This is a genomic window from Amycolatopsis sp. MJM2582, assembly GCF_000754115.1.
Taxonomy (GTDB): Bacteria; Actinomycetota; Actinomycetes; order Mycobacteriales; family Pseudonocardiaceae; genus Amycolatopsis; species Amycolatopsis japonica.
In genome coordinates this window covers 649,345-668,844 of sequence record NZ_JPLW01000003.1, presented here as the reverse complement: position 1 = coordinate 668,844, position 19,500 = coordinate 649,345, and the positions used below count along the sequence as shown (strand labels likewise).

At 69.6% G+C, this 19,500-nt stretch carries 25 protein-coding genes; 9 read left to right on the top strand and 16 right to left on the bottom strand.

Translation table 11 applies throughout. The features are described from left to right. Positions 1 to 17: 17 nt before the first annotated feature. From ED92_RS21955 to ED92_RS21945, 3 genes are read right to left on the bottom strand one after another with little or no spacing between them, the layout of a single operon-like run. Positions 18 to 1,025, bottom strand: coding sequence for a methyltransferase (locus ED92_RS21955; protein ID WP_037342522.1), 1,008 nt, complete (start codon positions 1,023 to 1,025; stop codon positions 18 to 20). Positions 1,026 to 1,057: 32 nt separating this feature from the next. Next, positions 1,058 to 1,645: a short chain dehydrogenase gene (locus ED92_RS21950; RefSeq protein WP_037341549.1), complete on the bottom strand. Its 588-nt coding sequence runs from the start codon at positions 1,643 to 1,645 to the stop codon at positions 1,058 to 1,060. Between the two features lie 14 nt (positions 1,646 to 1,659). Continuing rightward, positions 1,660 to 2,433, bottom strand: a complete 774-nt coding sequence (locus tag ED92_RS21945) for an aminotransferase class IV family protein (protein WP_037341546.1) — start codon at positions 2,431 to 2,433, stop codon at positions 1,660 to 1,662. 54 nt (positions 2,434 to 2,487) lie between these two features. Between ED92_RS21945 and ED92_RS21940 the strand changes: the two genes are divergently transcribed. Genes ED92_RS21940 through ED92_RS21920 form a run of 5 tightly spaced genes read left to right on the top strand, consistent with a single transcriptional unit; the run spans position 2,488 to position 7,591 of the window. After that, complete coding sequence (locus ED92_RS21940) at positions 2,488 to 2,985, top strand: DinB family protein (RefSeq protein ID WP_037341544.1); 498 nt, start codon at positions 2,488 to 2,490, stop codon at positions 2,983 to 2,985. Next, positions 2,985 to 3,959: a LysR family transcriptional regulator gene (locus ED92_RS21935; protein ID WP_037341542.1), complete on the top strand. Its 975-nt coding sequence runs from the start codon at positions 2,985 to 2,987 to the stop codon at positions 3,957 to 3,959. Before ED92_RS21940 ends, ED92_RS21935 begins: the two co-directional genes overlap by 1 nt. A 4-nt stretch (positions 3,960 to 3,963) precedes the next feature. Beyond that, complete coding sequence (locus ED92_RS21930; protein WP_037341540.1) at positions 3,964 to 6,294, top strand: xanthine dehydrogenase family protein molybdopterin-binding subunit; 2,331 nt, start codon at positions 3,964 to 3,966, stop codon at positions 6,292 to 6,294. Continuing rightward, positions 6,291 to 7,139, top strand: coding sequence for a xanthine dehydrogenase family protein subunit M (locus ED92_RS21925; protein ID WP_037341538.1), 849 nt, complete (start codon positions 6,291 to 6,293; stop codon positions 7,137 to 7,139). The genes ED92_RS21930 and ED92_RS21925 overlap by 4 nt, the downstream gene beginning before the upstream one ends. Further along, the gene (locus ED92_RS21920) at positions 7,136 to 7,591 is read left to right on the top strand and encodes a (2Fe-2S)-binding protein (RefSeq protein ID WP_037341537.1); all 456 of its coding nucleotides are present in this window, start codon (positions 7,136 to 7,138) and stop codon (positions 7,589 to 7,591) included. The genes ED92_RS21925 and ED92_RS21920 overlap by 4 nt, the downstream gene beginning before the upstream one ends. Before the next feature lie 91 nt (positions 7,592 to 7,682). Here the strand turns inward: ED92_RS21920 and ED92_RS21915 are convergent, their stop codons facing one another. After that, positions 7,683 to 8,642 carry a glycoside hydrolase family 25 protein gene (locus ED92_RS21915; protein ID WP_255355369.1) on the bottom strand — a complete coding sequence of 320 codons (960 nt, stop codon included), beginning with the start codon at positions 8,640 to 8,642 and terminating at the stop codon, positions 7,683 to 7,685. 130 nt (positions 8,643 to 8,772) lie between these two features. Here ED92_RS21915 and ED92_RS21910 point away from each other — a divergent pair, with 130 nt between their 5' ends. From ED92_RS21910 to bcp, 3 genes are all read left to right on the top strand, one after another. Continuing rightward, positions 8,773 to 8,955, top strand: coding sequence for a hypothetical protein (locus ED92_RS21910; RefSeq protein ID WP_007028251.1), 183 nt, complete (start codon positions 8,773 to 8,775; stop codon positions 8,953 to 8,955). Between the two features lie 201 nt (positions 8,956 to 9,156). Continuing rightward, a complete protein-coding gene (locus ED92_RS21905; protein WP_037341534.1) occupies positions 9,157 to 9,702 on the top strand; it encodes a hypothetical protein in 546 nt (181 codons plus the stop codon). A 28-nt stretch (positions 9,703 to 9,730) separates the two neighbouring features. Further along, a complete protein-coding gene (bcp, locus tag ED92_RS21900; RefSeq protein WP_037341533.1) occupies positions 9,731 to 10,204 on the top strand; it encodes a thioredoxin-dependent thiol peroxidase in 474 nt (157 codons plus the stop codon). Positions 10,205 to 10,256: 52 nt separating this feature from the next. Here the strand turns inward: bcp and rdgB are convergent, their stop codons facing one another. The 5 genes from rdgB to ED92_RS21875 are packed head-to-tail and all read right to left on the bottom strand — an operon-like array spanning position 10,257 to position 13,927. Continuing rightward, positions 10,257 to 10,862 (bottom strand): RdgB/HAM1 family non-canonical purine NTP pyrophosphatase, encoded by a 606-nt coding sequence (gene rdgB / locus ED92_RS21895; protein WP_037341532.1) that lies wholly within the window; start codon positions 10,860 to 10,862, stop codon positions 10,257 to 10,259. After that, positions 10,859 to 11,635, bottom strand: a complete 777-nt coding sequence (gene rph / locus ED92_RS21890; protein WP_037342521.1) for a ribonuclease PH — start codon at positions 11,633 to 11,635, stop codon at positions 10,859 to 10,861. Before rph ends, rdgB begins: the two co-directional genes overlap by 4 nt. A gap of 23 nt (positions 11,636 to 11,658) precedes the next feature. Beyond that, positions 11,659 to 12,426 (bottom strand): MBL fold metallo-hydrolase, encoded by a 768-nt coding sequence (locus ED92_RS21885; protein WP_037341531.1) that lies wholly within the window; start codon positions 12,424 to 12,426, stop codon positions 11,659 to 11,661. Positions 12,427 to 12,455: 29 nt separating this feature from the next. Next, entirely contained in the window at positions 12,456 to 13,262 is an 807-nt protein-coding gene (gene murI / locus ED92_RS21880) for a glutamate racemase (protein WP_007028257.1), read from the bottom strand. Further along, on the bottom strand, positions 13,259 to 13,927 hold the full coding sequence (locus ED92_RS21875) for a rhomboid family intramembrane serine protease (protein WP_037342520.1): 669 nt from the start codon (positions 13,925 to 13,927) through the stop codon (positions 13,259 to 13,261). The genes murI and ED92_RS21875 overlap by 4 nt, the downstream gene beginning before the upstream one ends. 82 nt (positions 13,928 to 14,009) lie before the next feature. Here ED92_RS21875 and ED92_RS21870 point away from each other — a divergent pair, with 82 nt between their 5' ends. Continuing rightward, complete coding sequence (locus tag ED92_RS21870; protein ID WP_037341530.1) at positions 14,010 to 14,882, top strand: arylamine N-acetyltransferase; 873 nt, start codon at positions 14,010 to 14,012, stop codon at positions 14,880 to 14,882. Here ED92_RS21870 and ED92_RS21865 read toward each other — a convergent pair. From ED92_RS21865 to clpS, 7 genes are all read right to left on the bottom strand, one after another. Beyond that, positions 14,843 to 15,556 carry an aspartate/glutamate racemase family protein gene (locus ED92_RS21865; protein WP_037341528.1) on the bottom strand — a complete coding sequence of 238 codons (714 nt, stop codon included), beginning with the start codon at positions 15,554 to 15,556 and terminating at the stop codon, positions 14,843 to 14,845. The genes ED92_RS21870 and ED92_RS21865 overlap by 40 nt on opposite strands. Before the next feature lie 196 nt (positions 15,557 to 15,752). Beyond that, positions 15,753 to 16,703: a PLP-dependent cysteine synthase family protein gene (locus ED92_RS21860; protein ID WP_037341526.1), complete on the bottom strand. Its 951-nt coding sequence runs from the start codon at positions 16,701 to 16,703 to the stop codon at positions 15,753 to 15,755. A 3-nt stretch (positions 16,704 to 16,706) separates the two neighbouring features. Then, on the bottom strand, positions 16,707 to 16,979 hold the full coding sequence (locus ED92_RS21855) for a MoaD/ThiS family protein (protein WP_005165659.1): 273 nt from the start codon (positions 16,977 to 16,979) through the stop codon (positions 16,707 to 16,709). Positions 16,980 to 17,054: 75 nt separating this feature from the next. Next, positions 17,055 to 17,471 carry a Mov34/MPN/PAD-1 family protein gene (locus ED92_RS21850; protein ID WP_016336788.1) on the bottom strand — a complete coding sequence of 139 codons (417 nt, stop codon included), beginning with the start codon at positions 17,469 to 17,471 and terminating at the stop codon, positions 17,055 to 17,057. 120 nt (positions 17,472 to 17,591) lie between these two features. Then, positions 17,592 to 18,584, bottom strand: coding sequence for a P1 family peptidase (locus tag ED92_RS21845; RefSeq protein WP_037341520.1), 993 nt, complete (start codon positions 18,582 to 18,584; stop codon positions 17,592 to 17,594). After that, on the bottom strand, positions 18,581 to 19,138 hold the full coding sequence (locus ED92_RS21840) for a DUF2017 domain-containing protein (RefSeq protein ID WP_007028265.1): 558 nt from the start codon (positions 19,136 to 19,138) through the stop codon (positions 18,581 to 18,583). Before ED92_RS21840 ends, ED92_RS21845 begins: the two co-directional genes overlap by 4 nt. Beyond that, positions 19,135 to 19,434: an ATP-dependent Clp protease adapter ClpS gene (clpS, locus tag ED92_RS21835; protein WP_005165655.1), complete on the bottom strand. Its 300-nt coding sequence runs from the start codon at positions 19,432 to 19,434 to the stop codon at positions 19,135 to 19,137. The genes ED92_RS21840 and clpS overlap by 4 nt, the downstream gene beginning before the upstream one ends. Between the last annotated feature and the right edge of the window lie 66 nt (positions 19,435 to 19,500).

Genomic DNA, 19,500 nt, shown 5'->3' with positions numbered 1-19,500 from the left:
TCAGCAGAATATTCTTGTCAAGGAATATCTTTGCGATGGAACTCGAGCAAGCTGCGCTGCTCGGTCAGGGTGGTGACGGAGTCGAAGACCAGACCGTGCGCGGCGGCGAGCTCGCGAAGCTCGTCGAGACGTCGCTCGCGGCCGCCGTAAAGCACGAGCATGACCAGGTCCCACTCGGTCTGGGCCCCGAGCCCGCCGACCGCCTCGATGACGAGGACCCGGCTTCCGGCACCGGCCGCCTCGGCACAGCGGGCCAGGATGCGATGGGCGCGCTCGTCGTCCCAGTCGTGGAGGATGTCGGACAACAGATACGCGTCCGCCCCGGCCGGAAGCGGGTCGAAGAAGCTGCCCGCGCTCACCTCGACCCGGTCTCCGAGCCCTTGCTCGCGCAGTTCCGCTTCGGCGGCGGCCGCGGTGGGCGCGAGGTCGACCAGGTGGCCGCGCATCGAGGGGTTGGCCTTCAGGATCGCGGCGAGCAGGCTGCCGTGACCCCCGCCGACGTCGACGAGCGTGCCGAAGCGCGACCAGTCGAAACCGGTGACGAACCGCGGCACCTGCGTCAGGTACCGCTGGGTCATCTGCCGGTCGAACGTCTCCCGGAGATGGGGATTTTCGGCGAGATCGGTCCAGAAATCCTGGCCGTAGCGGCGGACATAGCCCGCCTCGCCGGTGGCGATGCTGTGCGCGAGTTCGACGAACGCCAGTTCGCCCCGCCCGCCGGCGGCGTTGATGTCCAGCAGTCCGGCGAGACCGTTGCCCGCGTCGGCGCGGAGTTTCGCCCCGTACTCGGTGGTGCGGTAGCCGGTCGACGTCCGTTCGAGGACCCCGAGCGTCGTCAGATGCCCCAGCAGCAGATCGAGCGCGAGCGGGGATTGGCCGAGTTCCGCCGCCAGATCGACGGCGGTCGCGCCGTCGCCGGACAACCGGTCCGGCAGTCCCAGTGTCACGGCGACGCGCAGCGCCATCGGCGTCGCGAGCCCGGCCAGCCGGAGGAATTCCTGTCTGTCCTTGTCATGAGTGGTCACGACTGACCACTGTGGCAGCGCGGTCAACCGACTTACGGCACCAACGTCCTCCCGGTGAGGTCAGCGTTCTCCACGGCCTCGACGTAACTTCGCGCGACGTCGGCCGCCGGGGTGCCGCCTTCCGGTTCACCGAGCGCCGCGAGCGTTTCGCGCACCCAGCCGGGACTGACGGCGTTGACGCGGAGTCCACGCGGCAGTTCGCGGGCCGCCGCGGCGACGAAGGCTTCGAGACCGGCGTTGGTCAGGACGCCGAAAGCGCTGCCGCGCAACGTTTCCGGGATCCGGCCCGCGGTCAGCGTGACCGATCCGCCGTCCGGCAGATGCGGGATCGCGTGCCGGAGCAGGAACACCTGCCCGAGCAGTTTCCCTTGCAGGCCTTGGGTGAACTCTTCGTCAGCGCCGCCGTCGACCGGGACAAGCGAGCCACTCCCCGCACAGCACACGACGTGCTCGATACCCGGCTCGGCGGCGAAGAGGGCGTCGACAGTGGCGGGCTCTTCGACGTCCACTTTGACTTCGCCCGAGCGGGAAGCGGCGAGCACCGTGTGCCCGCGCGCGGTGAGGGCCGACGAGACCGCGGCCCCGATCGTCCCGGTGGCACCGACCACGAGGATCTTCATCGGCGTCATTCCTTTCAAGGTCGCACAAGAGGTTCTGTTTCGTAGGCCCGGTGCAGCGTCTGCACGAACGACGGCGCATCCGGCAGCGGCGCCGGGCCGATCCGGTGCACCGCGATCCCCGGGGTCCACGAGTTCATGACCACCGCGCCCGCGAGCCCCGGCAGGTCGGCGAGCGTGACCTCCTGGACCCGTTGCGGCACACCGAGCGCCGCCAGCCGACGCCGGACGATGCCCATCGTGGTCCCCTCCAGCAGATCGGCGTCGGGCCACACCACCGTATCGCCGTCGAAGAAGCCGAGGTTCCAGATCGTCGCCTCGCTCAGCCTGCCCCGGCGATCGACGAACGCCGCGTCGTCGCATCCTTCGGCGACGGCCCGCCGCCGGAAATAAGTCTTCGCCATCTCACCGGTGTGTTTGAGGGCGGGCAGGACGCGCTCGTGGTCGACGGCAGTCAGCGCCAGCGGGCCCACCGGGCCCGAAGCCGGAGGCCGGGTGCGCACCAGGACTTCGAGATCACCCGGCAGGTGGATCGTCACGGTGAGGGAGACGTCGGCGGGTCCGGACTTCAGCGCCTCGCGCACGTACGAGCGGATCCGATCGTCGGGCAGGGCGTCGCCGAACAGCTCCAGCGAAGCGGTCCGGAGCCGATCCAGATGCAGGTCGAAGCCGCGGACCCGGCCGTCACGCACCTGCATGGCCGTGAAGTGGGCGAAACCGGCGAAGGCGAGTGGCGCCAGGTCTTCGGCGGTCGCCGTCCGGCCGTTCCGCTGCGCGACATAGGGACTCATGCCCGCACCGTAAACCGGTTGCGACCGCCATGTCCTGAAGGGAGGATCCGGCGGGTGCCCGCCTCGCGTTCGGAGCTGTCCCGCTGGCAGTTCGATCTGACCTGGTCCTTGTTCGAGTATCACCTCGCCGACCTGGAGCCGGGCGACTTCCTCTGGGAGCCCACGTCCCTCTGCTGGACGATCCGGCCGGACGGCACACCCGACTGGGCGGACACCGAACCCGACCCCGTGCCGGTCCCCACGATCGCCTGGCTCACCTGGCATATCGGCTGGTGGTGGAGCGTCGCACTGGACCACGCGAACGGGCGGACTCCGCGCGAGCGCACGGAAATCGTCTGGCCCGGCGCGGAAACCGCCGTCGCCTGGCTTCGCGGCCTTCGCGAGGAATGGCTGGACCGCTTGACCGACGCGGACCTCGACGCGCCCTCCGCTTATCCGTTCGGCGAGGAAGCCGGGCTGACCTTCGCCCACACCGTCGCCTGGGTGAACGCCGAACTGATGAAGAACGTGTCGGAGATCGGGCAGCTCAGGATGCAGCGGCGCGCGGCGTGATGCCGGGAAGGGAACTCGATCTGGGCGCGGTGCGCACGTTCGTCGCGGTGGCCGAGGAACGGTACTTCAGCGAGGCCGCGATCCGGCTGGACATGAGCCAGCAGGCGGTCTCCAAACGCGTCGCGAAACTCGAGAGCGATCTCGGCGTGCGGCTGCTGTCGCGAACGCGCGGTGGCGCCGAGCCGACCGAAGACGGCGAGGAGTTCCTCAAGCACGCCCGGGCGCTGATCAGCCTCGCCGATCAAGCCGTCGAGCGCCTTCAGGGCAGGCGACGTCCCCTGCGCGTCGACGTCCTCGGCACCCGGCTGGCGACCATGGAGGTCATCCGCGCCTTCCATGCCGACCACGACGACGAACTGGAACTCGTCACCCCAGGGCTGGGCGCGGTACGCCGGTCGATGCTGCCCGAGTCCGTCGACGCCGCGTTCGCCCGCGTCAGCACGGCGCCGTCCCCGGGGATCGGCCGCACGCCCGCTTATCTGGAACCGGCGAACCTGCTGGTCGGGCGCCGGCATCCGCTCGCACGGCGGCGAAAGGTGGCGATGGCGGAGCTCGAAGGCCTGACCGCCTGGATGCCCTACAACGCACGGGCCAGCGAGTGGGCGGAGTTCTGGGCGGAACTGTGCCCGGCGTTCGGCATCCTGGTCGACACCGATGGCCCGAACTTCGGGCTGGAACACCACATCGAGGTACTCGGCGGGTCGAAGGACCGGCTGGGTTTCGTCGGCGCGAAGATGCACGTGCCCTGGCATCCGGACGTCGTCCAGATCCCGCTCGTCGACCCGACGCCGGTGTACCCGTTCTCGCTGCTGTGGCGGCACGACAACCGGCACCCCACGCTGCCGCTGCTGATCGAGCACGTCCGCTCCGCGTACCGGCCCTTCGATCCGGAGCGGCAGTGGCTCCCGGTGTCCGATCGGGAGGCCATGACCCGTGTGCACGATGCGCGAGGGTCCCTCGGTACGGAAAAGTGAGCCCATGGGGCTGATCGGCGCGAGCGTGACCCGGCAGGAGGACGTCCGCCTGCTGACCGGACGGGCGCAGTACATCGACGACGTACGGCTGCCGGGGATGCTGGAGGCCGCCGTCCTCCGCAGTCCCCTGCCGCACGCGCGGATCCTGCGCGTCGACACCGCGGCGGCGGAAGCCCATCCCGGCGTGCACGCCGTCATCACCGGCGAGGACGTCCGGGCGATCACGAAGACACCCCAACCGGTGATCTGGTCGAATCTGCCGGACATGCGGACGCCCGAGACCCACGCCCTGGCCATCGGCAAGGTGCGCTACCACGGCCAAGGCGTCGCGGCCGTCGCGGCGAAGGACCGGGCGACCGCCGAAGACGCGCTGGAACTGATCGAAGTCGAGTACGAGGAACTCCCCGCCGCCGGCACGCTCGAAGAGGCGTTGGCGGACGACGCGCCGAAGCTCTACGAGGACTGGCCCGACAACATCGTCGGCACCGGAACCATCCCGATGGGCGATGTGAGCACCGCGTTCGCCGAAGCCGACGTTGTGCTCACCGAGTCGTTCCGCTTCGCCCGCCAGATGGGCACGCCGATCGAAACGCGCGGCGTGGTGGCGACCTGGGACCCGTTCACCGGCCGGCTCGACGTCTGGCTCGCCACGCAGGCGCCCAACCTCGCGCGTGAACTGTTCGGCGAGGTCTTCGGACTCTCGATGGACCGGATCCGCGTGCGCACGCCCGACGTCGGCGGCGGCTTCGGGAACAAGTTCGACTTCTACGCCGAGGAAGTCGTCGCGGCGATCCTCTCGCGGCGCACCGGCAAACCGGTCAAGCTCATCGAGGACCGCGCGGAGAGCTTCGTCGCGAACGCGCACTCGCGCGAGCAGAAGATCGACGTCGAACTCGCGGCCAAGGACGACGGCACGATCACCGGCCTGCGCGCCACCGTGTACGGCGTCCTCGGCGGCGTGCTCGGGACCGTCGGCGCCAGCCCGTGCTGGACGACGACCGCCCTGCTGACCGGGCCGTACGCCATCCCGAACGCGGAACTCACCCTCGTCGCCGTGATGACGAACCGGTCCCCGTACGGCTCGTTCCGCGGTTACGGGCTGCCGAAGGCGAACTTCGTGCACGAACATCTGGTGGAGCAGCTGGCGAAACGGCTCGGCATGGACGCGCACGCGGTGCGGCGCAAGAACTTCATCCCACCGGAGGCGTTTCCGTATCAGGGCCCGGTGTTCGTCTACGACAGCGGCCGCTACGAGGACTGCCTGGATCTTTGCCTGAAGGCCGTCGAGGACGCGGGGTGGGCGGAACGTCGCGGAGACGGCGTCGGCATCGGGTACGCGTTCCACAACGAACTGACCGGGTTCGGGCCGAGCCGGATCATCAACCTCGCCGGATTGGGACATTCCGGTTTCGACGAGGAGGTCGTGCGGGTCGACTCGACCGGCCACGTGACCGTCCACACCGGACTGTCCGCGATCGGGCAGGGCATCCACACGACGCTGGCGCAGGTGGCCGCGCACACCCTCGGCGTCCCGCTCGACCACGTCACCGTGCTCTCCGGGGACACCCAGAGCTGTCCGTACACCGGCTACGGCACGGCGGCGAGCCGAGGGGCGGCCGTCGGCGGCGCGGCCGTACTGAACGCGTCGACCCGGCTGCGGGCGAAGATCCTGCGGGTGGCCGGGCACATCCTGGAGGCATCCCCCGACGATCTGTCCATTCAGGACGGTGTCGTCGCGGTGAAGGGCGTACCCGGCAGGCAGGTCACCCTCGCCGCGATCGGTGACGCGGCGTACCGGCGGCTGAACGGCGTCTGGCCCGAGGACGAGACGCCGACGCTGGAGGAACGTGAGGTCTACGACCCGGTCAACGTCGCGACCTCGTTCGGCTGCACCGCCGTCCTCGCCGAAGTCGACAAGGAGACCGGCGTCGTGACGCTGCTGGACTACCTGATCGCGCACGACTGCGGCACCGTCATCAACCCGACGATCGTGGACGGGCAACTGCACGGCGGCGCGGCGCAGGCGATCGGCGGGGCGCTGTACGAGGAACTGGTCTACGGCGCCGACGGGCGGATGGAGACCACTTCGTTCACCGGGTATCTGTTGCCGACCGCGACCGAGATCCCGCCGTTCTCCGTGTCGCATATGTCGACTCCCGCCGAGCACGTTCCCGGTGGGTTCAAGGGGATGGGGGAAGCGGGTGTGATCGGCGGCGGCGCGGCGATCGCGCACGCCGTCGAGGACGCGCTGCGCGGACACGACGTGGACATCACCTCGCTGCCGATCACGCCGCCGCGGCTGCTGGCCGCGCTGAAGCGGGGAGCGGGCCGGTGAAGGCCGCGCCGTTCGAGTACTTGCGGGCTTCGTCGCTCGACGAGGCCATCGAAGCGCTGGGCACCCCGGACGCGCGGGTGCTGGCGGGCGGGCAGAGTCTCGTGCCGTTGCTGAACCTGCGCCAAGCGCGCCCGTCGCTGGTGGTCGACATCAACCGGCTCGACGAACTTTCCTTCCTGCGCAAGGAGAACGGACGGCTGGAGATCGGCGCGCTCACCCGGCACCGCGCGGTCGAGACGTCGGCCGTCGTCCGGGCCGAAGTCCCGCTGCTCGCCGACGCGCTCGGCCACGTGGGGCACGTGGCCATCCGGAACCGGGGCACGATCGGCGGCAGTCTCGCGCACGCCGATCCGGCCGCGGAACTGCCCGCGGTGATGGTCGCGCTCGACGCCGATTTCACCGTCCGCGGCTCCTCCGGGGAACGGACCGTCGCGGCACGGGATTTCTTCCTCGGCCCGCATCGGACGGCGTTGGGCCGGGGCGAATTGCTGACGCGGATTTCGGTGCCGTCGCATCGAGGCGGCTGGGCCGTCGAAGAACTGAGCAGGCGGAGTCGCGATCTCGCGCTGGTCGCCATCTTCGCGATCGTGACGATGGCAGGCGAAATCTGCGAATCCGCGCGGATCGCCGTCGCGGGCGCGGGTCCGACGCCGGTTCGGGCCACCGCCGCCGAAGAGTCGCTCATCGGCGGGCCGGTGACCGACGACGCGATCGCCCGCGCCGCGGATCTCACCGCCGCGGCGACCGATCCGCCCGGCGACCTCCACGCACCGGCCGATTACCGGCGCGAGATGGCCGCGGTGCTCACCCGTCGGGCGCTGGCGCGAGCCAAGGAGGGCGCATGATCACGGTCACCCTGACGGTGAACGGCAGGACCTACCGCGCGGACTGCGAACCACGGCGGACGCTGGCCGATTTCCTGCGCCACGACCTGGGTTTCACCGGGGTGCACGTCGGCTGCGAACACGGCGTCTGCGGCTCGTGCACGATCACCCTCGACGGAGCGAGCGCGCGTGCGTGCTGCCTGCTGGCGGTGCAGGTGGAAGGATCGGAGATCGTCACGGTCGAGGGGCTGGCGTCGGACGGCGAACTGCATCCGCTGCAGGAGTCGTTCCGGAAGCACCACGGGCTGCAGTGCGGCTTCTGCACGCCGGGGATGCTGGCGACGGCGACCGAGTTGCTGAAGGAGAACCCGGACCCGACGGACGCCGAGATCCGGCAGGCGATCTCGGGGAATCTGTGCCGGTGCACGGGATATCAGTTCATCGTGGACGCCATCCGGGACGCGGCCCGGTGAGGGATCATCACTACACCGCGCGCCCGATGTGGCATTGGGGACACCCGACGTCCCCAATGCCACATCGGGCGCACAGTCTCGTACTCCGGCCTCAGCCGACGATGTCGATCTCGAACTCCATGTTCGAGCTGTATTCGAAGTCGGCCCACACCGCGCCCGGCAGGTGGTACCGCCGGTGCGAAACCGTCTTCGGGTTGAATCCGGGCGTCTGCAAGGGATTGCCCCCGACGCCGACCTTGTCGCTGCCCCAGGCGTAGATGTTGCCCTGCCACACGGGCGCGTCGGTGACGCCGTCCCCGTCGACACGCGGGCGGACGATGATCGCGGCCGTCTCGCTGCCGGAGAGGAACAGCCGCACGGAGGTGGTCGAGGGACTGGCCGGAATGGTCCTGCGTTCCATGAGTTCTGTCGTCGCCTTCCGTTTCGGGGCGGCGCCGCCGCCGGTCAAGTGGGCGTTCGTGTAGGACTCGTTGAGATCGACACCGCTCGCGCGGATGCCCGAGATCTGGCCCGCGTCCGAATACTGGTGGATGTCGTACCGGCCCGCGGCCGGATCGGGTTTGGCTCCGTAGCGCGCGATCCAGATGACGAGGTCCGGTACGCCGAACTGGTCCGGGCGCAGCATCTTGGCGAGCGAGTTGTTCATGTAGATGCCCGGCCGGAAGCCGTGCCCGGCCACGCGATTGCAGAATCTGATCGAGAAGTCCCGCTTGCGCGAGTCGGGGATGTTCGGCGTCCCCGAACCCGGCGGGTTGTCCTCGAGGTCGAGCATCGGGACACATCCGGTCGCCCCGAGTCGCCGGACCTCCCCGATCAGCACGTCCGCCTGCGCCTCCGGCGAAGGACTCGCCTGGGCGTAGTGATATCCCCCCACCGGGATTCCCACGGATCTCGCCCCTGCCACCAACGCGTCGCCGGTGTTGCGGCCGCCGTTCGGGAGGCCTCCGCCGTCACTGAGCTTGACGAACACGAACGTCACGCCGTGATCCTTGACGGCCTGCCAATTGGTAACGGATTGAAAGCGACTGTAGATATCTATTCCCAGCGCCATCGTTACAGCCTGACGGGTGAACCAGTTGGACAAAAGGGCCTAGTGGGCGATAACTGGTTCGTCCGATTCGCCCTTTCGGGCGGCCCCTCCGTGGCTGACGCGGCTCACCCATGCCCGTACTGTGACCACCATGGCGTCTCGAAGCCCCTTTCGCTGGCTGACCCGGTGGGCGGACTGGTTCGAAGAGCGCGGCGTCTACGTCCCGGGCGAGGAGAGCCGGGCGGTCGATCCGATGCGCGATTTCGGCTGGCTGATCGTGGCCTGGGTGTCCGGTCTGGCGATCTTCATCCTGTTCTTCGCCTTCGCCGTCTGACCCGTCGCGGATGTGCCATCGAGGTGACGGCTGTCACTAGCCGTACCCTTCCGATCACGGATCGGCCACGGCTGTACACCAGGTGCGCCTCAACCCGGCCGTGCCGCTCCTCTCGGCTGCGGAAGACCGTCACTCTGGACTCTTCGGCACTAATACCTACCTCGAACGGCCCACCCGCACCTCCGACTGGAGTAACCGCACATGGCGCCCCCGCGCACCCCGAAGCTCTTCATCGCCGCCTGCTCGCTGATGCTGGCGGCCGCGTGCGGGGTCCCGGCACCGGAAAAAGGTGCCGCCGTGCTCGGCGCGGACGCCCCCGCGCAGGGTTTGGCCGCGACGCACGCGGAAGGCGACCTGGCGTTCGGCGCCCCGCACCGGTTCGCGACCGGCGTCACGATCTCCGTTTCCGCGCCGAAGTCGTTCCGCCCCAGCGCGTCGGCGTATCCGCAGAGCCCGCGCGCGGTGGCCTTCGGCATCGAGGTGACGAACGCGGGCGACGGCACGTACCGGCTCTCCGGGCTGTCCGTGACCGGCGAGGTCGACGGGGAGACCGCGACGGTCAAACAGGTCGTCGACCCGGTGCAGGGCTACAACGGCGTCGCGGACGCCGGCAAGGACGTGGCGCCCGGCCGGTCGGTCCACCTCAACCTGGCGTTCGCCGTTCCGGACAGGCCGGTGAAGCTGCGCCTGCAGGTGCGGCCGAGCCCGGCGGAGCCCGTCGCCGCGAAGTACTGCGGAAAGGTCTGACGCCGCCGGTTTCGCTAACGTGTGCGTCATGACCGAGCAGCGACTTTCCCCCGGCGACAAAGCGCCCGACTTCACCCTCCCCGACAGCGAGGGCAACGACGTCAAGCTCAGCGACTTCCGCGGCGAATCGGTCGTCGTGTACTTCTACCCGAACGCCGGCACGCCGGGCTGCACGAAGCAGGCTTGCGACTTCCGGGACAGCCTCGCGCAGCTCAACGACGCCGGCTACCAGGTGCTCGGCATCTCGCCCGACAAGCCCGCGAAGCTGGCGAAGTTCGTCGAGGCGGAAGGGCTGACGTTCCCGCTGCTGTCCGACGAGGAGAAGACGGTCTTGAAGGCGTACAGCGCCTTCGGTGAGAAGAAGAACTACGGCAGGGTCTACGAGGGCGTCATCCGCTCGACGTTCGTCGTCGACCCCGAGGGCAAGATCGCGGTGGCGCAGTACAACGTGCGGGCCACCGGGCACGTCGCGAAGCTGCTGCGGGACCTCTCGCTCGCGTGAGCGTCGTGAGTGGCGTTTCGGGTTCTAACCCGAAACGCCACTCACGACCAACTCAACCGGCCAGCTTCCGCAGCTCTCCCACCAACGCCCGCAACGCCTTCCCCCGGTGCGAAGCTTCGTCCTTTTCGGACGGTTCCAGCTCCGCCGAGGTCCGTGTCTCCCCTTCGGGCACGAAGATCGGGTCGTAGCCGAATCCGTTGGCACCGCGGCGTTCCCGGATCAGCGAGCCTCGCCATTCCCCGCGCACCACGGTTTTGTCGCCGCCGGGGACGACCAGCGCGGCCGCGCAGACGAAAGCCGCGCCCATCCGCTCGTCGGGGGTGTCGGACAGCTGTGCCAGCACGAGGTCCAGGTTCGCCTCGTCGTCGCCGTGCTTGCCCGACCAGCGCGCCGAGAGCACGCCCGGCATACCGTTGAGCGCGTCGACGGTGATACCCGAATCGTCGGCGATGGCCGGGAGACCGGTCGCGGCGGCCGCGTCCTGGGCCTTCGCGAGCGCGTTGCCTTCGAAGTCCGGAGCGGTTTCGGGTGCTTCGGGGAACTCGGGGACGTCGGCGAGGCCGATGACCTCGACGCCCTCGATCCCCTCCGCCACCAGGATGCGCCGGAGCTCGCCGAGCTTCTTCGCGTTGCGGGTGGCGAGGAGCAGCTTGGTCACTTGGCGCCCTTCTTCTTGTCGGGGCGCGGCTCGGGGAGTTCGCCGGGGTACGGCAACGCGAGCGCTTCAGTCTGCAGACGGGTCAGTTCCTCGCAGCCCGCCAGCGCCACGTCCAGCATGGTGTCCAAAGTGGACCGCGCGAAGGTGGCGCCCTCGCCGGTGCCCTGCACCTCGATGAGGGTGCCCGCATCGGTGGCGACGACGTTCATGTCGACCTCCGCGCGCGAATCCTCTTCGTAGGGCAGGTCGAGGCGCACCCGGCCGTCGACGACGCCCACGCTCACCGCGGCCACCGAAGACGAAAGCGGCTGCGGGTCGGCGAGGCGGCCCGCCGCGCCGAGCCAGGTGACGGCGTCGGCGAGCGCGACGTAGCCGCCGGTCACCGCGGCCGTGCGGGTGCCGCCGTCGGCCTGGATGACGTCGCAGTCGATGACGATCGTGTTCTCCCCCAACGCCGCCAGGTCGATGCAGGCGCGCAGGGACCGGCCGATCAGCCGGGAGATCTCGTGCGTGCGGCCGCCGACGCGGCCCTTGATGGATTCGCGGTCGCTGCGGGTGTTGGTCGCCGACGGCAGCATCGCGTACTCGGCGGTGACCCAGCCGAGGCCGGAACCGGCCCGCCAGCGGGGGACGCCTTCGGTGACGCTCGCCGCGCACAGCACCCGGGTGTCGCCGAATTCGATCAACACCGATCCCGCCGGCCACCGCTGAAAGCCGCGGGTGATCTTGATGTCGCGAAGCTGGTCGTCGTTCCTGCCGTCTTTTCTCGCCACGGCCGCCACTCTAGAACCCCGCGTCAGAGGTCGTAGACGGCGCCCTGCTCGACCAGCTCGGCCGTGGGGAACGCGACGGCCGCCTCGGCGAGGACGGCGTCCCGGTCGGTCCAGGGCGCGACGTGGGTGAGCAGCAATCGCCCCACCCCGGCCTTGCGTCCCAGCTCGCCCGCTTCCTTGCCGGACAGATGGACCCCGGCGGGCCGGTCGGGCGAGTCGGTCCACGACGCTTCGGACAGCAGAACGTCGACGCCGCAGGCGAGATCGGTCAGGGTGTCGCAGACACCCGTGTCACCGGTGTACGCGAGGGTCTTGCCGCCGTACGCGAACCGCAGGCCGAACGCCGGGGTCGGGTGGTCGACGGGGACCGCGGTGACCGTGAACGGCCCGATCTCCATCGGCTCCGACCGCAGCGCGTCGAAGGCGAAGACGTCGGAAAGATCGGTGGTCGCCCGCTCGTCCTCGTTCGCGGCGTACGCGTGGGCGAGCCGCTCGTGCACGTCCGAGGGCCCGTACACCGGGAGCCGTCGCGGCCTCGCCGGATACGGCAGCGCCGGGTGGTAGCGGCGCAGCACGGTGAGCGCGCTGACGTCGGCGCAATGATCGGGGTGGAGATGCGAAAGGATCAGCGCGTCCAGGTCGAACGGGTCGCGCAGGGCCTGCAGCCTGGCGAGCGTCCCGTTGCCGAGTTCGAGCCCCAGGACGAACCCGTCCGCCTCGAGCAGATAGCCGGACGCGGCGGCGTCGGGCCCGGGGATGCTGCCTGAGCAGCCGAGGATCGTGAGACGCACTGTGACACCTTAAGCACGGAATCGGCGTTTTAGGCGCTGGTGGGAGCCAGCACACCCGGAGCGAAGCCCATGAACCGCTGAGCGAGTCTGGTGAACGGCTCGGCGGATCCGGTGGCGACGAACTCGTGCCGCGGCGGGGTGTCGCGCTCGGCGAGGAGATCGGCCTCGGTGAGGACGCGCACGAGGTCACGCGCGGTCTCCTCGGCGCTGGACACCAGCGTGACGTCCTGGCCCATGACGATCTGCAGCACCCCGGAGAGCAACGGGTAGTGCGTGCAGCCCATGACCAGCGTGTCGACCTGCGCGTCCAGCAGTGGTTCCAGATACCCCTGCGCGAGCCCGAGCACTTGGCGCCCGGTGGTGATCCCGCGTTCGACGAAGTCCACGAACCGCGGGCACGCGACGCTGGTGATCTCGACGTCCTGCGCGGCGTTGAAGGCGTCGTCGTAGGCGCGGGACCGGACGGTGCCCTCGGTGCCGATCACGCCGATCCGCCCGGAACGCGTGGCGGACACGGCCCGGCGCGCGGCCGGGAGGACGACCTCGATCACAGGGACGTCGTAGCGCTCCCTCGCGTCGCGAAGGCAGGCGGCCGAGGCGGTGTTGCAGGCGATGACCAGTGCCTTCACCCCGCCTTCGACGATGTCGTCCAGCGCTTCCAGCGCGTACTGGCGTGCCGTCGCGATGGGAAGCGGACCGTACGGGTTGCGGGCGGTGTCGCCGACGTAGCGCAGCTGCTCACCGGGCAGCTGCTCCAGGATCGCCCTGGCGACGGTGAGCCCGCCCACTCCGGAATCGAAGACGCCGATCGGGGCGTCGGCGCTCGGCTTGGTCACACGGCGAGGCTACCGGGGCCCGCCGCTTTCCTGGCCTGGGACCTGTCGGCCCGCGCCATCAACCAGGCCGCGAACACCCCGGAAAGCGCGCCGAACAGGTGTCCCTGCCAGGAGATGCCCGTGTCACCGGGAAGCAGTCCCCAGAGCATCCCGCTCCAGATGCCCAGCAGCACCACGGCCACCAGGATCTGCCCCACGGCGCGGTTGAAGATGCCCCTGACCAGCAGGAACGCGAGCCAGCCGAACGCGACGCCGGACGCTCCGACGGTCACCGTGCCGCTCGGCGCGATCAGCCAGACGCCGAGGCCGGAGAGCACCCAGATGATCGCGGTGACCAGCACCCATCGGCCGATCCCCGCGGACATCGCGAGGAAGGCGAACACCAGCACCGGGACGGTGTTGGAGAACAGGTGCCCCCAGCCCGCGTGCAGCAGCGGCGCCCAGAGCACGCCGTCGAGATCGGAGACCTCACGGGCGACGATGCCCCCGCTTTGATCGAGGTCGGCCGGCAGCACGACATCGACCAGCTCCACCAGGTAGAGCAGCGCGGTGAAGGCGAGCGCCACGATCGCGGCGGCCCTCGGGTTCGGCGGCAGGACGCGTTTGGCCGGATCCGTACCGGACGACTCGCTCGCCGGGACCGGCTGGGGAGGCAATGTGGTCACCACCCCAGGCTACGACGCGGATCGGCGGGGTCGCCTCCGTGAGAACCCTGATTTGTCGGTGGTGCCCGCTACGGTCGATCACATGGGGTTCCCTTCTTCCGAGCACGTCGACGTGCCCGCCTACCTCGCGCGACTCGGCCTCGAGCACGAGCCGCCGAGTCTCGACGCCCTTTTCCGCCTGCACGCGGCCCATGTGGAGCGCGTGCCGTACGAAGATCTGGAAGTCCAGCTCGGCCGGGTGACCTCGCTGGACCCGGCGGTGTCGTTCGGCCGGATCGCCGCCGGCCGCGGCGGCTACTGCTATCACCTCAACGGCGCGTTCTCGGCCCTGCTGGGGACGCTCGGTTACCAGGTCACCCGGCATCCGAGCGGAGCGCAGATGCCGGGCGGGGAGGCAGGCATCCACCTCAACCACCTGGCCCTGAAGGTGACCGGGCTGCCGGAAACGCCCGAAGTCGGCTGGCTGGTCGACGTCGGGCTCGGAGACGGCATCCACGAGCCGCTCCCGCTGCGTGAGGGCGAGTACAAACAAGGCCCGCTGGTGTTCCGGATCCGGCCCTCGGAGGTCACGCCGGGCGGCTGGCGGCTCGACCACGACCCGCAGGGCAGTTTCGTCGGGATGGATTTCGCCCCGGAGACGGCCGCGATGGCCGACTTCGCCGAGAAGCACGTCGAGCTGTCGACGGCGGAGGATTCCGGATTCGTCCGCACGCTGGTGCTGCAGCGGCGCGACGCCGACGGCGTGGACTCGCTGCGCGCGCTGACCTTGACCGGTCTGCCGGGCGGCAAGACCGTGCTGGACTCACCGGCCGAGTGGTGGACGGCCATCGAGGACGTCTTCGGCGTGCCTCGCGGCGGATTCACCGGTGAAGAACAGGACAGGCTGTGGCGGCAGGCCGTCGCCCAGCACGAACGTCACACCGCGGGAGGGAGTGAGGCCTTGCCCAGCGCGTAGTCCACGGCCGCTTCGGCGTGCAGCCTCGTCGTGGGGAAGGTGGGCACCGTGCTGTCTTCCGGGCCGACGAGCAGTTCGATCTCGGTGCAGCCGTAGATCACGCCTTCCGCGCCCGCCTCGACGAGCCTCGCGATGACCTCGCGGTACCGCTCACGGGACTCCTCGGTGACCACGCCGTGGACGAGTTCGTCGTAGATGACCCGGTGCACCGTCTCGCGGTCGTCCTCGTCCGGCACGAGCACGTCGAGGTCGTGCGCGGCGAGGCGTTCGCGGTAGAACGGCTGGGCCATGGTGAAACCGGTGCCCAGGAGCCCGACACGCTTGATGCCTGCGGCCTTGATCGCGACGGCCGTCGTGTCGGCGAGATGCAGGAGCGGGACGTCCAGACCGTCGGTGAGCCGGTCGGCGACCTTGTGCATCGTGTTGGTGCAGAGGACGACGAAATCCGCTCCGGCGGCTTCGAGGGCGCGTGCGGCACGGTTCAGTTCCCGTCCGGCGTCGTCCCAGCGGCCCTCGGCCTGTATCGCTTCGATCTCGGCGAAATCAACGGAGTACAGCACGGTGCGCGCGGAGTGGTACCCGCCGCGCAGCTCACGGACGCGCGCGTTCACCAGCCGGTAGTACTCGGCGGACGATTCCCAGCTCATCCCGCCCAGCAACCCGATGACCTTCATGCCCGCCATCGTGCCAGCGCCGGACCGCCTCGGGTTTCGAGGCACTCCCCAAATGTCATGAAAGGGCCGTTCAGGACGTTTTCCGTCCTGAACGACCCTTTCATGACATCCGGTTGACCGCTCCCGAACGCTATGAAAGGTCCTTTCCTTGCAAATTTTGCAAGGAAAGGACCTTTCATAGCGCGCGCAGAGGGGGTCAGGCCCAGAGCTGCCCGTCGAGCCTTTGGGCCGCTTCGTCGAGCGAGCCGGAATACGCGCCCGTCGAGAGGTACTTCCACCCCGCGTCGGCGACCACGAAGGCCACGTCGGCCGGCTTCCCCGCGGCGGCGGCCTTCTCGGCGACGGCCAGCGCGGCGTGCAGCACGGCACCGGTCGAGATCCCCGCGAAGATGCCTTCGTGCTCCAGCAGCTCACGTGTCCGGCGAAGCGCGTCGTACGCGCCGACGGAGTACCGGCCGTTGAGCACGCTGGCGTCATAGAGCTCCGGCACGAAACCCTCGTCGAGGTTCCGCAGGCCGTAGACCAGCTCGCCGTAGCGCGGCTCGGCCGCGATGATCTGCACGTCCGGCTTCGCCTCGTGCAGGTAGCGCCCGACGCCGACCAGCGTGCCGGTGGTACCGAGGCCGCCGACGAAATGCGTCAGCGTCGGCAGGTCCTTGAGCAGTTCGGGCCCGGTGCCGCGATAGTGCGCGTCGGCGTTGGCCGGGTTGCCGTACTGGTACAGCATGACCCAGTCCGGGTTCGCCTCGGCGAGCTCCTTCGCCCGGCGCACCGCCTCGTTGGACCCGCCGGCGGCCGGGGAGAAGACGATCCGCGCGCCGTACGCCTGCAGCAGCTGCTTGCGCTCGGTCGAGGTGTTCTCCGGCATCACGCACACCAGGCCGTAGCCCTTGAGCTTCGCGGCCATGGCGAGCGCGATCCCGGTGTTGCCCGACGTCGGCTCCAGGATCGTGGAGCCGCGCCGGAGCGTGCCTTCACGCTCGGCGGCCTCGATCATCGCCAGCGCGGGGCGATCCTTGATCGAACCGGTCGGGTTACGATCCTCCAGCTTCGCCCACAACCGCACGTCGTGGGTGGGCGAAAGCCGGGGAAGGCCGACCAGCGGGGTGCCGCCGAGCGCGTCGAGCAGCGACTCGAAGCGAGCCATCGATCAGCCACCGGCCACGGCGGGCAGGATGGTCAGGGTGTCGCCGTCCTTGACCTCGGCCTCGAGACCACCGGAGAAGCGGACGTCCTCGTCGTTGACGTAGACGTTGACGAAGCGGTGCAGCTTCTCTTCCTTGACCAGGCGGGCCTTGAGGCCGCCGTGGCGGGACTCGATGTCGTCGATCACCTCGAGCACGGTCTTGCCGGTCGCCTCGACGGACTTCTCGCCGCCGGTGTGCGTACGCAGGATGGTCGGGATGGACACGGTCACGGCCATGGTTTTCTACCTCCGGTGGGTTCTCTGCAACGCAGACGTTCGGGCCGGTCCGGGTTATTCCCGGACGGGGCGGGTTCAGCCGATGATCTCGACGGGCTCCTCGGTGATCTCCCCGTCCACGATCCGGTACGACCGGAACTGATGCGAATCGGGGTCCTTGGTGGAAACGAGCACGTAGTGCGCGTCGGGTTCCGAGGCGTACGAGACATCGGTGCGGGACGGATAGGCGTCGGTCGCGGTGTGCGAGTGGTAGATGACCACCGGCACCTCGTCGTTGGCGTCCATCTCGCGGTAGAGCTTCAGCAGATCACCCGAGTCGAATTCGTAGAACGTGGGCGAGCGCGCCGCGTTCAGCATCGGGATGTACCGCTCGGGGCTGTCCGATCCTTCGGGACCGGCGATCACCCCGCACGCCTCATCGGGATGGTCACGACGGGCATGGGCGACGATCTCGTCGACGAGTTCACGGCGGATCCGGAGCACGTCGCCCATCTTAGGTGCTGGACAGAGCCGGTCCATACTCTGAGATTGCCGCCACTCACCCCCGCGTTTCGTCCTCTGAATGCGGTAGTCGCCCACGCAAGGACCGCATTCAGAGGACGAAACGCGTGGTCAGGTGAGCGCTTCGGGCCACACGTCCCGGTACGCCCGCATGTCCCCCGCCGAAGTGGCGGACAGCACACCGTGCACCATCGCCCGCCCGAACACCCGCGCGGCCGCCGAGCACAGCTTGTCCAGCACCAGCGCGCGCCGCGCCGCCGCGACGGGGCCCGCGCCCCCGGGAAGCTCCCGGTCGCCGGTCGCCAGCGCGAACACCGTGTCGCCGTCGAACATCGTGTGCGCGGGCCGCACCGCCCTGGCGAGGCCGTCCTGAGCGGCCACCGCGAGCCGTCGCGCCTCCGCCTTGGACAGTGCCGCGTCGACCGCGACCACGCCGATGGTCGTGTTGAGCCCCGCGGCCTTCGCCTCGACGTCGCCGGGCCGGTCGGGCCAGCGGACGCCGAACTCGCCGTCGACCTCGTGATCCGCCGCGTAGGCGCGTCCGGTCGAGAGATCGACGGCCTCGCCGGCGGCGTTCACGGCGGCGACGACGCCGACGGTGAACTCGCCGACCTTCTCCGAGGCCGTCCCGATCCCACCTTTGAGTGATCCCGCCTTCGCCCCGGCGCCCGCACCGACGGTCCCCGACGGCACCGGGCCGTCCTTGGCCGCTTGGCACGCCGCGTAGCCGAAGGAAGCGTCCGGACGGTTGCCCCAGTCACCGCGCGGCAGGTCGAACAACACCGCGGCGGGAACGATGGGCACCACTTCGTGCGGCTGGGTCCCCACCGGGATGCCCTGGTTCCGCTCGGCGAGCCACCGCATGACGCCGTCCGCAGCGGCCAATCCGTACGCGCTCCCGCCGGACAGGCAGATCGCGTTCACGTGCTGGACCAGGTTCTCCGGCTCCAGCAGGTTGGTCTCGCGCGTGCCGGGCGCGCCGCCGCGCTGGTCGACGGCCCCGACGGCGCCACCGGGCACCAGCACGACCGTCGTCCCGGTCGCCCAGCCGTCGCCGACCCGCTCGTGGTGCCCGACCAGCACGCCGGGGACGTCGGTGATCATGACGTCAGCGACTGGATGAGGGTCTCCTGCACCCAGGTCAGCCAGTGGTAGACGCCGAGATGCGGCGCGCGCGGATCGTCCTCGGGCAGTTCGTCGGGCATGTCCTCGGTGACGTCGAGCGCGGTGCCCAGCGCCAGCCGGACGTCGTTGAGCGCACCCAGCCACGCGTCGGCCTGCTCGAAGGTCAGCCGCACGTTCCCGCCGTCACGCGGCAGGGTGTCCAGCACGATCTTCGCGACGCCGACCTTCTTGTCCAGCAGCTCGGGCTCGTGGATCGACCGCATCGCGGCGGCCGAGTCGATGTCCTCGCGGGTCGGGTTGTCCGGGTCGAGCTTGTGGAAGTCCGGCAGCAGCCGCGAAAGCACCGGGTCGTCCGGCGATTCGGTGGGGCCGGTGCGGATCCCGGTCAGCTCGGCGAGCTCGTCCTGCGGCGCCTCCTCGGCGCGCGCGGTGAGCATGTCCTCCAGCTGGCTGACCAGACCGCGCAGCACCGCGGCCTCCTGCTGCTCGAACCCGGCGACGATGGTCTCGCCCTTGCGGCGCCATCCGTTCATGAAGGCTGCTCCATAGTCGCCCAGAGGCCGGCCGCGTGGAGTTTCGCGACGTCGGTCTCCACCTTCTCCTTGGAACCGGAGGACACGATCGCCTTGCCCTTCTGGTGCACGTCGAGCATCAGCTTCGTCGCGTGGTCCCGGCTGTAACCGAACAGCTTCTGGAACACGTACGTCACGTACGACATGAGGTTCACCGGATCGTTCCAGACGACCGTCCGCCAGGGTTTGTCCTCAGAGACGACTTCTACTCCCTGTGGATCAACCTGCGTCTGCTCGGATGCGACAGGCGTGGACATGCACTCCATGGTGTCACGGGCCCGATCCGGTACGGGCTGGCAGGTCCGGCCATGTGGGTGAATAGG

What these genes read in the sequence shown, in the direction of transcription:
- ED92_RS21950 (WP_037341549.1), bottom strand. Translation starts at nt 1,645, where the DNA reads ATGAAGATCCTCGTGGTCGGTGCCACCGGGACGATCGGGGCCGCGGTC.
- ED92_RS21945 (WP_037341546.1), bottom strand. Translation starts at nt 2,433, where the DNA reads ATGAGTCCCTATGTCGCGCAGCGGAACGGCCGGACGGCGACCGCCGAA.
- ED92_RS21935 (WP_037341542.1), top strand. Translation starts at nt 2,985, where the DNA reads ATGCCGGGAAGGGAACTCGATCTGGGCGCGGTGCGCACGTTCGTCGCG.
- ED92_RS21930 (WP_037341540.1), top strand. Translation starts at nt 3,964, where the DNA reads ATGGGGCTGATCGGCGCGAGCGTGACCCGGCAGGAGGACGTCCGCCTG.
- ED92_RS21920 (WP_037341537.1), top strand. Translation starts at nt 7,136, where the DNA reads ATGATCACGGTCACCCTGACGGTGAACGGCAGGACCTACCGCGCGGAC.
- ED92_RS21915 (WP_255355369.1), bottom strand. Translation starts at nt 8,642, where the DNA reads ATGGCGCTGGGAATAGATATCTACAGTCGCTTTCAATCCGTTACCAAT.
- ED92_RS21910 (WP_007028251.1), top strand. Translation starts at nt 8,773, where the DNA reads ATGGCGTCTCGAAGCCCCTTTCGCTGGCTGACCCGGTGGGCGGACTGG.
- ED92_RS21905 (WP_037341534.1), top strand. Translation starts at nt 9,157, where the DNA reads ATGGCGCCCCCGCGCACCCCGAAGCTCTTCATCGCCGCCTGCTCGCTG.
- bcp (WP_037341533.1), top strand. Translation starts at nt 9,731, where the DNA reads ATGACCGAGCAGCGACTTTCCCCCGGCGACAAAGCGCCCGACTTCACC.
- ED92_RS21870 (WP_037341530.1), top strand. Translation starts at nt 14,010, where the DNA reads ATGGGGTTCCCTTCTTCCGAGCACGTCGACGTGCCCGCCTACCTCGCG.
- ED92_RS21865 (WP_037341528.1), bottom strand. Translation starts at nt 15,556, where the DNA reads ATGAAGGTCATCGGGTTGCTGGGCGGGATGAGCTGGGAATCGTCCGCC.
- ED92_RS21860 (WP_037341526.1), bottom strand. Translation starts at nt 16,703, where the DNA reads ATGGCTCGCTTCGAGTCGCTGCTCGACGCGCTCGGCGGCACCCCGCTG.
- ED92_RS21855 (WP_005165659.1), bottom strand. Translation starts at nt 16,979, where the DNA reads ATGGCCGTGACCGTGTCCATCCCGACCATCCTGCGTACGCACACCGGC.
- ED92_RS21850 (WP_016336788.1), bottom strand. Translation starts at nt 17,471, where the DNA reads ATGGGCGACGTGCTCCGGATCCGCCGTGAACTCGTCGACGAGATCGTC.
- ED92_RS21845 (WP_037341520.1), bottom strand. Translation starts at nt 18,584, where the DNA reads ATGATCACCGACGTCCCCGGCGTGCTGGTCGGGCACCACGAGCGGGTC.
- ED92_RS21840 (WP_007028265.1), bottom strand. Translation starts at nt 19,138, where the DNA reads ATGAACGGATGGCGCCGCAAGGGCGAGACCATCGTCGCCGGGTTCGAG.
- clpS (WP_005165655.1), bottom strand. Translation starts at nt 19,434, where the DNA reads ATGTCCACGCCTGTCGCATCCGAGCAGACGCAGGTTGATCCACAGGGA.